A 12311-nucleotide genomic window follows, 5' to 3' on the forward strand; every position below is an offset into this window, starting at 1 on the left:
GGCTCAGGGCTCATGCCGAGAACGGTCCGAGCCGCCGGCGCCGGGCTCGGGTGGGGGCTCGGGTTCGGGCTCTGCGGGGTTCTGGCTCGCCTCGGCGATGTCCCGTGCCGTCTGGGCCGCGCGCTCGGCGGTGACGTCCAGGGCCTCTTCGCTGACTCCGAAGAGGCCCTGTCGGAGGAAGACCGAGAGCCCGTGCGCCGCGGCGGCAATGCGCAGCAGCAGGTCGTAGGCCGCCTCCTCGCCCGGGGCGACACGGGCTGCGGCGGGCAGGAGAGCGGCCAGCAATTCCCCGCCCGCGGAGGCGAGGGAGGGGTACTCGGCCTTGTCGAGGCCGGCGGCGAAAGTGATGTCGAACAGGGCGCGCTCCTGGGCGGCGAAGCGCACATAGGCGGCGGCGAAGGCCGCCAGCTGCTCGATGGGGCCCGCAGAGCCCTCCATGGCGCGAGTGAAGCGCATGCGCTGCTCGCGATAGCCGCGTTCGGCCAGCACCGCAAGCAGGGCATCGCGGTCGGCGAAGTGCTTGTAGGGGGCGGCGACGCTGACCCCGGCCCGGCGGCTCGCCTCGGCCAGGGTGAAGCCGTTGGGCCCGCGCTCGGCGACCAGCGACAGTGCCGCTTCCTCCAGGACTCGCCGCAGATCGCCGTGGTGCTGGCCGCTGCGCCGCTTGACAGGTGGAGTCACGCCCGTAAGGTTAACAGCATTCACCAGGTAAATGTCATTAACCTCGGAGGTGCTCGCCATGCCATCCCCCGACACTCGTTTCCACCACGTCAGCCTCTCGGTGGCCGACCTCGACGCACTGGAGCGCTGGTACGGGGCCGCGTTCGGCCTCGACAAGGTCGAGGAGCGTGTCGACCTACCCGAAGCCGGCGTTCGCACCGCCGTCCTGTCCGACGGCCGCGGTCTGCGTGTCGAGTTGATCGAACGCGGCGGGTCGCGCCCCGTCTCCCACTCCGACCCCCTCGCCGCAGCGGGAGACCGGACCTTCGGCCACCTGGCCCTCCAAGTCCCCGACCTCGATACGGCGTTCGCCTACCTGACCGGGGAGTGCGAGGCGCGGACGGTCTCCCCTCCCGCACCCGGCGCATCCGCGGGCATGCGCTACGCCTACATCCACGACCCCGAGGACAATCTCCTCGAACTCATCGAGTCCCGGGGCGCCTGAGCCCCTGCCGGCCCCGGACCCGAGGGGGCCCGGTGACGAGCCGCCTTCGAAACCATCGGCGTACACGCAGACCGCGAAGCCTTCGACATCGAACGCATCCTTGTCGACGGTCCCCATGCGGTGCTCATCGGCGCGCCCGCCGCCATGCTCGGCAACAGAGGCTGATCACCGACCTGGCGGCGGCCGAGGTCCTGACCTGGGAGATGCATGCACACCACACGGGCGCGGGTCGAGCTACGCAGTAGGGTGATTTGCGTGCACAAGCTCGCAGACACGCTCGCTGACTATCTTCGTGCCAGCCGCTCACGGCTGAAACCGGCGGACGTGGGGCTCCCCGCAGGCGGGGGGACCCGACGCGTGAAGGGCCTGCGCCGTGAGGAGGTCGCGGTGCTGGCGGGTGTGAGTGCCGATTACTACATCCGCCTGGAGCAGGGACGCGAGAGCAATCCGTCCCCGAGGGTCGTCGACGCTCTTGGCCGCGCGCTCGGGATGGACGCGGCCGAACGCACACATCTGTTCCGCCTGGCCGGCATCAGCCCGCCGACGGAGGCCGGCAGCCTGCGCAACCAGGTTCACCCGGATTTGCTGAGGCTCCTCGACGCGTTTCCCGCTTCCGCCGCCTATGTGATGGGTCCCGCGTTCGACATCCTGGCGAGGAACGCTGTCGCGGACGCGCTCCTGTCACCGTTCGACGGGGAGATCAACATGCCGCGGATCCTCTTCAAGCACCCACGGGCCCGCGAGGTTTTCCCGGACTGGCAGCTGATCACCAGCGCCACTGTGTACGCGCTGCACCTGAACGCCGTCCGGTTCACGGATGCACCCGAGATCGACTCGCTTGTGCAGGAGCTTCTGAACACGTCAGCCGAGTTCAGTGCTCTGTGGAACGACCACAGCGTCAGGGCTCTCACCCGAGCCTTCAAGGTGTTCGTGCACCCGGACGCGGGTCGCATCGAGCTCACGTACCAGAGTTTCGACGTCCGTGATGCTCCGGGGCAGGAACTGCTCGTCGGCTCCGTCGAGCCGGGCAGCCGCAGCGAGGAGGCCCTTGCCCGCCTTCTGCCCACAGCCGCAGCGTGAGTGACGCGGCGGCGGTCCGGCGCGTCACTCACGCCCACGTGTGGCCGATCGGCGTCATACCTGGTTGTTCCACATGCGGAACATGACGCACTTGCCGTCCTCGCCGAACGTCACCGTCCACAGGTTGGAGAAGGTCCCCAGCTTCTTGTAGCGGCCCAAGCCCTGGATCGCGACCGTGTCGCCGTTGATGGTGAGAAGGGACCATTCGAAGTCCCAGCCGCCCTCCTGCCACGGCCTGCGGCCCAGCCAGCCGTCGATGATCTCCTCACGCCCGACCCAGTCCGTCTCGTAGGGCCATTCGTGGTACTCGGCGTGCGGGGCGAACAGTGCGGCGATGTCTTCCTTGCGGCTGGTGCTCCAGGCCCGCACGTAGCCTTCGACCCAACTGCGTACCTGCTTCTCGGTCACCATCGGCGCCGTCCTTTCATGAGGTACATGCGGTACGCCTTGTCGCTCCGTGCCCTCAGCCCTGGGCCGTGGGCCGCACGACCAGCTCGTTGACGTCCACCTCAGCGGGCTGGCTGATGGCGTAGAGGATCGCGTCGCCGATCGCGGTGGCAGGGATCGCGATGCCCATCTGTCCCTCCACCGCACCCTTGACCCCCCTGTCCCCGATGGACTCGGTCAGCTCGCTTCGGGTCAAACCCGGACTGATCACGGTGACCCGCAGGTCCCGGCTCTCCTGGCGCAGACCCTCCGAAAGGGCACGGACGGCGTACTTGGTGGCGCTGTAGACAGCCGCAGTCGGGTCGACCCTCAGTCCTGACACTGAGGAGATGTTCACGATGTGGCCCTCGCGCTGGGCGCCCATGATGGGCAGGACCGCGGCGATGCCGTGCAGGACCCCACGCAGATTGACATCGATCATGCGGTCCCACTCATCGACCCTCAGCGCGTCCAGACGTGACAACGGCATCACCCCGGCGTTGTTGACCAGAACATCGACGCGTCCGTACCGCTCATGCGCCGCCGCGACGAAGGACCGGACACTCCCCGGGTCGGTCACATCCAGATCGAGCGCAAAGGCGTCACCTGCGCGGGTCTCGATTTCCTTGGCGAGTGCGTGGAGGCGGTCGGCGCGCCGTGCCCCGAGAACAACGTGGTGACCTGCGGCGGCGAGTCGCCGAGCGGTGGCCTCGCCGATACCACTGCTGGCCCCGGTGATCAGGACCACCTTGGGGGCGGCGGCCTTGGCGGACGAGTCGATCATGTTCTGCCCTTCGAAGGTTGGCAGCCGGGTGTGTGCCGACCGGTCTTCTCAGGGTGTGCCCACTTTTGTGAAAGCGGCAGGCCGGGCTTTCCTGGGTGTGCCGCTCCTAGGGTCTTTCGTTTGGATCAGGCCGGATCAGGGAGCGGGGTCTGGTGCCGTGCATCGCAAGGCGGAGGAGGGAGTCAGGGCGGCGCCCTGGCGACCGACGACAACGCGGCGAGGTGCGGCACCAGACCCCGCGAGCCCGGCCTGATCCAAACGCCCCCGGTCACGGGCGGTGGTGGCCGAAGATCGAGCAGGCCGCCAGGTCGGCTGCACCGGTCAAGACGTAGAGGATGTCTCACGTGACGTGATGTCGTTGCGGCATGCTGCCGGCCGTAGGCGCTGATACCAGAGTCCGTCGCGGCCCAGGCGGAGTTGGACGTGGGCCTTGGGGTGGGTCGGGTGGTTGCGCCAGGGGCGGAAGGCCGGGAGGGTGGGGCGTGCGCGGTCGAAGCGTTGTTACGGGTCTCCAGGTTGCCGCCCACGATCGCGAAGTTGTTGGAGTCCGGCGGCGGCGGGGGCTTCTCCCCGTGGTACTGGGTACTTGTCCAGCACCCCTCGGGTACCGCGTCCGGGCTCCTTGTCGTAGGCGAAGACGGGGAGGTCCGGGCCACCGACCTCGGACCAGTGCGTGATCCTCCCCTCGAACAACCCCTTCACCTGTGCCACCATCAGGTTCTTGACCCCCGCGTCAGCGACCTGCTTGGTGATGATCACACCGACCGCGTCGGACCCGATCTGAGTCGTCACGTAGTCCGTCTTGGGACTGGCGGCACGGTCCTCATCCGAGATCGGCTTCGAGCTGAGCGCCATGTCCATCTGGCCTGCGCCGAGCTGCGATATGCCGCCCGTCGAACCCCCCTGTGTGGCGACGGTGATGTTCAGGCCCTCGGACTTCAGCGTCTCAGCGGCGTCAGCGGCAACCGGTGCCACGGCGGTGGACCCGCTCGCCTGCGGCGAGTCCACCGGCCTCGGAATCGGCGCAGTCCGTCGCGAGGGACGCGATCAGGACAGCGCTGGAGGCCAAGTACACGAACCTCAACAGACCGACAACCCCCGCGGACCATGCGGACTGCACGGTGCTCATCGTCGTCAAGTCCCGTACCTGCGAAGGCGATTCCATGACGCGGGACATGCGAGATCCTCCCCCGGTTGATCTCTGATTTCAATGGAATCCAAGCAGCGAGGCAGGCGTCTGAGAACCCGCTTCCTCATTTGCTCAGGGAGCCACCCACGCCCGCGCCGGACCCACGGAAGTCCTGGCCACCCTTCGGAATGCTCCGCACCTCTCAGGCAGAAGCCCAACGTGCCCCGAGGAGGCCCCCGCGCCCTTACCGTCAGCTCTCAGCAAGGTGGCGCTTCGGCCATGCCCCCTCGCCTGCTCCTATCCACGCACCGAGGCCGCTGAGACCGTAGGGCGACTCAACCGAGTCCTTGAAGTACGTGTGGCCGACCCGGCCCCGTCTGCTCCGAGCGCGCCGCGGCTGCCTCGCGGCTCGCTCGACTGGGCAACGGCGGGTCTGCGCGCTCGGTGGATTGATGAGCGTGCTCCGCAGCGCCGACCCGGCCGACCCGGCCGAGGTCCACCAACAGCTCGGGCTGGTGCTGACCTACGACCATGAAACGCAAACGGTGCCGGCCGAAATTCAGCCAGCACCGGTAGGCGTACTGTATGTGTCCGAGGGGGGACTTGAACCCCCACGCCCGATAAAGGGCACTAGCACCTCAAGCTAGCGCGTCTGCCATTCCGCCACCCGGACCAGGTGTCGTGTTCGCGGGGTGTTCCCCGCGGCGACATGGACAACAATACCAAGCTTCCGGAGTGGCTTTCACCTGCGTATCCGGGGGAGGTGGGCGGCGCGTTCCGTCCCGGTGCGCCGCCCACCCGTCTGTGACCGGACGACTACGGCATCAGGTGGTAGTCGGGGAAGTTGCCGGGCAGCCGCTCCCCCGGTGGACCCTGGGTCACGGCCCGTACCAGTAGGTCACCGCCGACGAAGGCGCCCCGCCAGGACGCTCCGAAGCCGCCGAAGAGTTCGTCGCGGTCGCCTCGGGAGCGGGGTTTTCCCCGGCCCACCTTGAAGGCGCGGATCTGGGGCGCGAGCCGTTCGTAGGTCGCCGGGTCATCGGTGGACAGCGTGGCGACGAGGGCGCCGTTCGACGCGTTCATGGCGGCGAGCAGCTCGGCCTCGGTGTCGACCAGGACGATCGTGTCGACCGGGCCGAAGGGTTCCGCGTGGTGCAGCGGGGAGGACGGGGGCGGGTTGAGGAGGGTGACCGGCTGAACGTAGGCGCTGGTGTCCTGGCCGGGCAGGAAGCGGGCGTCCGCGAGGGAGCCCCGGTGCAGCGGTACGGCGCCCCGGTCGACGGCCTCGCTGACCTGGTCGGTGAGTTCCTTCGCCTTCGCCGCGTTGATCAGCGGGCCGAAGTCCAGCTCCGGGTACGGGTCCCCGGGGTTCTCGACGGCCAGGGGGTGGCCGACGCGGAGGGTGCGGACGGCCGGGAGGTAGGCGGCGAGGAACGCGTCGAAGAGGTCGCGCTGCACGACGAAACGGGGGTAGGCGGTGCAGCGCTGCTTGCCGTAGTCGAAGAGCTTCGGGACCACTGCGGCGAGTTTGTCCCAGTCGCTGTAGTTCCAGATGCCCCAGGTGTTGAGCCCTTCCTGTTCGAGGATGTGCCGCTTGCCGAGGTCGGCGACGTGGGTGGCCACAGCGGCGCCCGTGTCGCGTCCGCCGACGAAGGACACACAGCCGATCTCGGGCGCCCGCACCAGCGCCTGGGACAGCTCGCCGCCGCTGCCGCTGACGAGGGTGACGGGGATGCCTTCGCGGGCGGCGAGCGCGCAGGCCAGGGTGAGGCAGGAGACGCCGCCGTCGGTGGGGGCCTTGGCGATGACCGCGTTCCCGGCCAGCGCCTGGATCAGCAGGGCGTGGACGAGGACGGACATCGGGTAGTTCCAGCTCGCGATGTTGGAGACCGGGCCGTCGAGCGGGACCCGCCCTTCGAGCATCGGCTCGATCCCGTCGACGTACCAGCGGACGCCGTCGATCGCGCGGTCCACGTCGGCCTGGGCGAGGCGCCACGGCTTGCCGATCTCCCAGACGAGGAGGAGGGCGAGCAGTTCGCGGTGCTCGGTGAGGGCGTCGAGGGTCGCGCCGACCCGGGCGCGCCGCTCGGCGACCGGGACGTGCCGCCAGGCGCGGTGCTGGTCGAGCGCGGCGGCGACGGCGCGCTGGGCGGTGTCGGCGTCGAGGCGGGGCGGACCCGCGATCGGGGTCGCGTCGACGGGGCTGGTGGCGGGCAGGGCGCGGCCGTCGGCCTGCCAGGCGGCGCCCCAGAGGTTGAGGACCCGGTCGCCCCGGAACGCTTCGGGGGCGACGGCCAGGCAGCGCTGCCAGGCGTCGGGCCAGGCCGTACCGGATTTGAGGGTGAGGGTGGTGAGGGACGGTGCCATTCTTTGCTCCGCTCTCGGTGCACAGTCGGGGGCGGGACCCGTACGGATACGGGCACGGAACGTGGTGGTCCGTGTACTGATGTGGACCGTAGTGAGGTGACACGCCTGTGCGAGAGACCGCTACTTCAACTATGAGCGATGTCACGCTCACCTGTCGCTCTGCCCGACCACCAGCTCACCGTTCCGCGTCCAGCCGCGCCAGCACCAGCCGCGCGGTCTCCGTCGGCGTACCGCCGACCCGTACGCCCACCGCCTCCAGGGCCTCCTTCTTGGCCTGGGCGGTGCCGGACGAGCCGGAGACGATCGCGCCCGCGTGGCCCATGGTCTTGCCCTCGGGCGCGGTGAAGCCGGCGATGTAGCCGACGACGGGCTTGGTGACGTGGTCGCGGATGTAGGCGGCGGCCCGCTCCTCCGCGTCGCCGCCGATCTCCCCGATGAGGACGATGAGTTCGGTGTCGGGGTCGGCCTCGAAGGCGGCCAGGCAGTCGATGTGCGTGGTGCCCACGACGGGGTCGCCGCCGATGCCCACGCAGGTGGAGAAGCCGATGTCGCGCAGCTCGTACATCAGTTGGTACGTGAGCGTGCCGGACTTGGAGACGAGTCCGATGCGGCCCGGCTTGGTGATGTCGGCGGGGATGATGCCGGCGTTGGAGCGCCCGGGGGTGATCAGCCCCGGGCAGTTGGGGCCGATGACGCGGGTGCCCTTGTCCGTCGCGTAGGCGTGGAAGGCGACGGAGTCGTGGACGGGGATGCCCTCGGTGATGACGACGGCGAGGCCGATGCCGGCGTCGGCGGCCTCGACGACGGCGGCCTTGGCGAAGGCGGGCGGTACGAAGACGACCGTGACATCGGCTCCGGTCGCCCGCATGCCCTCGGCGACGGAGCCGAAGACGGGGACGGACCGGTCGTCGAAGTCGACGCTGCGGCCGGCCTTGCGCGGGTTGACGCCGCCGACGACGTCCGTGCCGGCCGCGAGCATGCGGCGGGTGTGCTTCATGCCCTCGCCGCCGGTCATGCCCTGGACGAGGACCTTGCTCTCCTGGGTAAGAAAGATCGCCATGTCCTGTCTCCTTAGCCGGCGTGGGCGAGGTCGGCGGCGCGCCGGGCCGCGCCGTCCATGGTGGTGGCCTGCTGGACCAGCGGATGGGCGTGCTGGTCGAGGATGGCCCGGCCGCGTACGGCGTTGTTGCCGTCGAGGCGGACCACGAGGGGCTTGGTGAGGCGGACCGTGCCGAGGGCCTGGACGATGCCGTCGGCGACCGCGTCGCAGGCCGTGATGCCGCCGAAGACGTTCACGAAGACCGACTTCACGTCCGGGTCGGAGAGGATCACGGACAGTCCGTCGGCCATGATCTGCGCGGAGGCGCCGCCGCCGATGTCGAGGAAGTTGGCGGGGCGCGCCCCGCAGCCCGCGACGACGTCGAGCGTCGACATGACGAGCCCGGCGCCGTTGCCGATGACGCCGACCTCGCCGTCCAGTTTCACGTAGTTGAGGCCCTTGGCCGCCGCCGCGGCCTCCAGCGGGTCGTCGTGCGGGGCGTCCTGGTCGCCCCAACGGGCCTGCCGGAAGCGGGCGTTGTCGTCCAGGGTGACCTTGCCGTCGAGGGCGAGGATCTGGCCCTGGGCGGTACGGACGAGCGGGTTGACCTCGACGAGGAGGGCGTCCTCGCGGATCAGGACCTCCCAGAGCCGGACCAGGACGTCGACGGTCTGCGCGGGCAGGCCGGCCGCCTCGGCGATCTGGGCCGCCTTGGCCGAAGTGACGCCATCGGCGGGGTCGATGGGGATCCGGGCGACCGCTTCGGGACGGGTGGCGGCGACCTCCTCGATGTCCATGCCTCCCTCGGCGGACGCGATGGCGAGAAAGCGCCCCGCCGCCCGGTCGAGGACGTAACTGACGTAGTACTCGGCCTCGATGTCGACGGGCTGCGCCAGCATCACCGTGCCGACGGTGTGGCCCTTGATGTCCATTCCGAGGATCTGCCGTGCCGTGAGTTCGGCGGCGGCCGGGTCGGCGGCGATCTTCACGCCGCCCGCCTTGCCCCGGCCGCCGGTCTTCACCTGGGCCTTGACCACGACCCGGCCGCCGAGCCGGCGCGCGATGTCGCGCGCCTCCTTCGCGACGTCCGTGATCTCGGCCTTCGGCACCACGATGCCGTGCTCTTCGAAGAGTTCCCTTGCCTGGTGCTCGTACAGGTCCATCTCGGCTCCTGACCGCTGGCCGGTCCGGGGGTCTGTCCCCGGAACCCGTAAAAGTGCCGCACGCCCCCTGGACACCACCCACCGGATGCGGGATAACAAGCTTCATACAGTATTCGTCGACTGTATGCAATGTACGAACGAGCACGTCGAAGCAGTTCACAGCAGTGCTGAGCAGTGCGTTCGTGCTCCGAATCCCCTACGAAGGGACAGGACTTCGCCATGCCCGACGGCAGCAGCGAGAACACCCAGGACCTCATCTCCGGTGGGCACCTGGTCGCCAAGGCCCTCAAAGCCGAGGGGGTGGAGGTCGTCTACACCCTCTGCGGCGGCCACATCATCGACATCTACGACGGCTGCGTCGACGAGGGCATCGAGGTCGTCGACGTACGCCACGAGCAGGTCGCCGCGCACGCGGCCGACGGCTACGCGCGGATCACCGGCAAGCCCGGCTGCGCGGTCGTCACCGCGGGCCCCGGCACCACCGACGCCGTCACCGGCGTCGCCAACGCCTTCCGCGCCGAGTCACCGATGCTCCTCATCGGCGGCCAGGGCGCGCACACCCAGCACAAGATGGGCTCGCTCCAGGACCTCCCGCACGTCGACATGATGACGCCGATCACCAAGTTCGCGGCCACCGTCCCGGACACCGCACGCGCCGCCGACATGGTGTCGATGGCGTTCCGCGAGTGCTACCACGGGGCGCCGGGCCCGTCGTTCCTGGAGATACCCCGGGACGTCCTGGACGCCAAGGTCCCCGTCGAGAAGGCACGGGTGCCCAAGGCCGGGCACTACCGGGCGTCCACGCGCTCGGCTGGCGACCCCGAGGCGATCGAGAAGCTGGCCGACCTCCTGGTCCACGCCGAGAAGCCGGCGATCCTGCTCGGCAGCCAGGTATGGACGACCCGCGGCACCGAGTCCGCGATCGAACTGGTGCGGGCCCTCAACATCCCCGCGTACATGAACGGCGCCGGACGCGGCACCCTGCCGCCCGGCGACCCGCACCACTTCCAGCTCTCGCGCCGCTACGCCTTCTCCAACGCCGACGTGATCGTCATCGTCGGCACCCCGTTCGACTTCCGGATGGGCTACGGCAAGCGGCTGTCGCCGGACGCCACCGTCGTCCAGATCGACCTGGACTACCGGACCGTCGGCAAGAACCGCGACATCGACCTCGGCATCGTCGGCGACGCCGGACTCGTCCTGAAGTCGGTCACCGAGGCCGCTTCGGGCCGGCTCAACGGCGGCGGTTCCCGGCGCAAGGAGTGGCTGGACGAGCTGCGCGCCGCCGAGCAGACCGCCATCGAGAAGCGGCTGCCGCAACTGCGGTCCGACGCCGCGCCGATCCACCCGTACCGCCTGGTCAGCGAGATCAACGACTTCCTCACCGAGGACTCGATCTACATCGGCGACGGCGGCGACATCGTCACCTTCTCGGGGCAGGTCGTCCAGCCCAAGTCGCCGGGGCACTGGATGGACCCGGGCCCGCTCGGCACGCTCGGTGTCGGTGTCCCGTTCGTGCTCGCCGCCAAGCAGGCACGGCCCGACAAGGAGGTCGTGGCGCTCTTCGGGGACGGCGCGTTCTCGCTGACCGGCTGGGACTTCGAGACCCTGGTCCGCTACAACCTGCCGTTCGTCGGGATCGTCGGCAACAACTCCTCGATGAACCAGATCCGTTACGGCCAGGCCCAGAAGTACGGCCTGGAGCGGGAGCGGGTCGGCAACACACTCGGCGACGTCCACTACGACAAGTTCGCCCAGATGCTCGGCGGTTACGGCGAAGAGGTCCGCGACCCCGCCGACATCGCGCCCGCGCTCCAGCGCGCCCGGGAGTCCGGCAAGCCCTCACTGATCAATGTGTGGGTCGACCCGGACGCGTACGCCCCCGGAACCATGAACCAGACGATGTACAAGTGAGGTGAGCCGGCCATGACCAAGGCTCTTGAAGGCATCCGCGTCCTCGACATGACCCATGTCCAGTCCGGCCCCTCCGCGACCCAGCTGCTCGGCTGGCTCGGCGCGGACGTGGTCAAACTGGAGGCACCGACCGGCGACATCACCCGCAAGCAACTGCGGGACCTGCCGGACGTCGACTCGCTGTACTTCACGATGCTCAACTGCAACAAGCGCAGCATCACCCTCAACACCAAGTCCGAGCGCGGCAAGGAGATCCTCACCGAGCTGATCCGCCGCTCCGATGTGATGGTGGAGAACTTCGGCCCCGGCGCGGTCGACCGCATGGGTTTCACCTGGGACCGCATCCAGGAGATCAACCCGCGCATCATCTACGCCTCGATCAAGGGTTTCGGGGACGGTCCGTACACCAACTTCAAGGCGTACGAGGTCGTCGCGCAGGCCATGGGCGGGTCGATGTCGACCACCGGTTTCGAGGACGGTCCGCCGCTGGCCACCGGCGCGCAGATCGGCGACTCCGGCACCGGCGTCCACGCCGTCGCCGGCATCCTCGCCGCCCTGTTCCAGCGGGAGGCGACCGGGCGCGGCCAGCGGGTCAACGTCGCGATGCAGCACGCGGTGCTCAACCTGTGCCGGGTCAAGCTGCGCGACCAGCAGCGCCTGGCACACGGACCGCTCGCCGAGTACCCGAACGAGGACTTCGGCGACGAGGTCCCGCGCTCCGGCAACGCGTCGGGCGGCGGACAGCCCGGCTGGGCGGTCAAGTGCGCGCCCGGCGGCCCCAACGACTACGTGTACGTCATCGTGCAGCCCGTCGGCTGGAAGCCGCTGAGCGAGCTGATCGGCCGCCCCGAACTGGCCGACGACCCCGAGTGGGCGACGCCGGAGGCCCGGCTGCCGCAGCTCACCAAGATGTTCCAGCTCATCGAGGAGTGGACCTCGACGCTCCCCAAGTGGGAGGTCCTGGAGCGGCTCAACGCCCACAACATCCCCTGCGGCCCGATCCTCTCCACCAGGGAGATCATCGAGGACGCGTCCCTGGTCGCCAACGACATGGTGGTGACCGTCCCGCACCCCGAGCGCGGCGAGTTCGTGACCGTCGGCTCCCCGCTGAAGCTCTCCGACTCCCCCGTCGAGGTCACCACGTCCCCGCTGCTCGGCGAGCACAACGCCGAGGTGTACGTGGGCGAACTGGGCCTCGGCGACGAGGAACTGCGCCTGCTCAAGTCGAACGGAGTGATCTGAGT

At 69.4% G+C, this 12311-nt stretch carries 12 protein-coding genes and 1 tRNA gene; 4 read left to right on the forward strand and 9 right to left on the reverse strand.

Annotated elements, in window-relative coordinates:
- Positions 1-3 precede the first annotated feature (3 nt).
- Positions 4-681, reverse strand: coding sequence for a TetR/AcrR family transcriptional regulator (locus ACIQNU_RS39120; protein WP_401376041.1), 678 nt, complete (start codon positions 679-681; stop codon positions 4-6).
- Between the two features lie 58 nt (positions 682-739).
- Here ACIQNU_RS39120 and ACIQNU_RS39125 point away from each other — a divergent pair, with 58 nt between their 5' ends.
- Both ACIQNU_RS39125 and ACIQNU_RS39130 read left to right on the forward strand, forming a co-directional pair.
- Positions 740-1165: a VOC family protein gene (locus tag ACIQNU_RS39125; protein ID WP_401376043.1), complete on the forward strand. Its 426-nt coding sequence runs from the start codon at positions 740-742 to the stop codon at positions 1163-1165.
- Between the two features lie 207 nt (positions 1166-1372).
- Positions 1373-2245: a helix-turn-helix transcriptional regulator gene (locus tag ACIQNU_RS39130; RefSeq protein WP_401376045.1), complete on the forward strand. Its 873-nt coding sequence runs from the start codon at positions 1373-1375 to the stop codon at positions 2243-2245.
- Between the two features lie 54 nt (positions 2246-2299).
- On the opposite strand, the gene ACIQNU_RS39135 is transcribed toward ACIQNU_RS39130, so the two are convergent.
- The 8 genes from ACIQNU_RS39135 to sucC all read right to left on the reverse strand — a co-directional run bounded on the left by ACIQNU_RS39135 (position 2300) and on the right by sucC (position 9153).
- Positions 2300-2656, reverse strand: coding sequence for a nuclear transport factor 2 family protein (locus ACIQNU_RS39135; protein WP_401376047.1), 357 nt, complete (start codon positions 2654-2656; stop codon positions 2300-2302).
- A gap of 52 nt (positions 2657-2708) precedes the next feature.
- Positions 2709-3455, reverse strand: coding sequence for an SDR family oxidoreductase (locus ACIQNU_RS39140; protein WP_401376049.1), 747 nt, complete (start codon positions 3453-3455; stop codon positions 2709-2711).
- Positions 3456-3956: 501 nt separating this feature from the next.
- Positions 3957-4430: a substrate-binding domain-containing protein gene (locus ACIQNU_RS39145; RefSeq protein ID WP_401376052.1), complete on the reverse strand. Its 474-nt coding sequence runs from the start codon at positions 4428-4430 to the stop codon at positions 3957-3959.
- Positions 4411-4632: a hypothetical protein gene (locus ACIQNU_RS39150; protein WP_401376054.1), complete on the reverse strand. Its 222-nt coding sequence runs from the start codon at positions 4630-4632 to the stop codon at positions 4411-4413. Before ACIQNU_RS39150 ends, ACIQNU_RS39145 begins: the two co-directional genes overlap by 20 nt.
- A 540-nt stretch (positions 4633-5172) precedes the next feature.
- Positions 5173-5257: transfer RNA gene (locus tag ACIQNU_RS39155), tRNA-Leu, on the reverse strand.
- Positions 5258-5400: 143 nt separating this feature from the next.
- Complete coding sequence (locus ACIQNU_RS39160; RefSeq protein WP_401376057.1) at positions 5401-6951, reverse strand: aldehyde dehydrogenase family protein; 1551 nt, start codon at positions 6949-6951, stop codon at positions 5401-5403.
- Positions 6952-7126: 175 nt separating this feature from the next.
- Positions 7127-8011 (reverse strand): succinate--CoA ligase subunit alpha, encoded by an 885-nt coding sequence (gene sucD / locus ACIQNU_RS39165; protein WP_401376060.1) that lies wholly within the window; start codon positions 8009-8011, stop codon positions 7127-7129.
- An 11-nt stretch (positions 8012-8022) separates the two neighbouring features.
- Entirely contained in the window at positions 8023-9153 is a 1131-nt protein-coding gene (gene sucC, locus ACIQNU_RS39170) for an ADP-forming succinate--CoA ligase subunit beta (protein WP_401376063.1), read from the reverse strand.
- A gap of 219 nt (positions 9154-9372) precedes the next feature.
- Here sucC and ACIQNU_RS39175 point away from each other — a divergent pair, with 219 nt between their 5' ends.
- Entirely contained in the window at positions 9373-11067 is a 1695-nt protein-coding gene (locus ACIQNU_RS39175) for a thiamine pyrophosphate-binding protein (protein ID WP_401376066.1), read from the forward strand.
- Positions 11068-11079: 12 nt separating this feature from the next.
- Positions 11080-12309: a formyl-CoA transferase gene (frc, locus tag ACIQNU_RS39180; protein ID WP_401376069.1), complete on the forward strand. Its 1230-nt coding sequence runs from the start codon at positions 11080-11082 to the stop codon at positions 12307-12309.
- Positions 12310-12311: the final 2 nt, after the last annotated feature.

Source organism: Streptomyces sp. NPDC091292, assembly GCF_044757265.1.
In the GTDB taxonomy this organism is placed as follows: Bacteria; Actinomycetota; Actinomycetes; order Streptomycetales; family Streptomycetaceae; genus Streptomyces.

Excerpts from the sequence above, each read along its gene's own strand:
- ACIQNU_RS39150 (WP_401376054.1), bottom strand. The coding sequence starts at position 4,632 with ATGTCCCGCGTCATGGAATCGCCTTCGCAGGTACGGGACTTGACGACG.
- ACIQNU_RS39160 (WP_401376057.1), bottom strand. The coding sequence starts at position 6,951 with ATGGCACCGTCCCTCACCACCCTCACCCTCAAATCCGGTACGGCCTGG.
- frc (WP_401376069.1), top strand. The coding sequence starts at position 11,080 with ATGACCAAGGCTCTTGAAGGCATCCGCGTCCTCGACATGACCCATGTC.
- ACIQNU_RS39130 (WP_401376045.1), top strand. The coding sequence starts at position 1,373 with ATGCACACCACACGGGCGCGGGTCGAGCTACGCAGTAGGGTGATTTGC.
- sucD (WP_401376060.1), bottom strand. The coding sequence starts at position 8,011 with ATGGCGATCTTTCTTACCCAGGAGAGCAAGGTCCTCGTCCAGGGCATG.
- ACIQNU_RS39135 (WP_401376047.1), bottom strand. The coding sequence starts at position 2,656 with ATGGTGACCGAGAAGCAGGTACGCAGTTGGGTCGAAGGCTACGTGCGG.
- ACIQNU_RS39140 (WP_401376049.1), bottom strand. The coding sequence starts at position 3,455 with ATGATCGACTCGTCCGCCAAGGCCGCCGCCCCCAAGGTGGTCCTGATC.
- ACIQNU_RS39175 (WP_401376066.1), top strand. The coding sequence starts at position 9,373 with ATGCCCGACGGCAGCAGCGAGAACACCCAGGACCTCATCTCCGGTGGG.
- ACIQNU_RS39125 (WP_401376043.1), top strand. The coding sequence starts at position 740 with ATGCCATCCCCCGACACTCGTTTCCACCACGTCAGCCTCTCGGTGGCC.
- sucC (WP_401376063.1), bottom strand. The coding sequence starts at position 9,153 with ATGGACCTGTACGAGCACCAGGCAAGGGAACTCTTCGAAGAGCACGGC.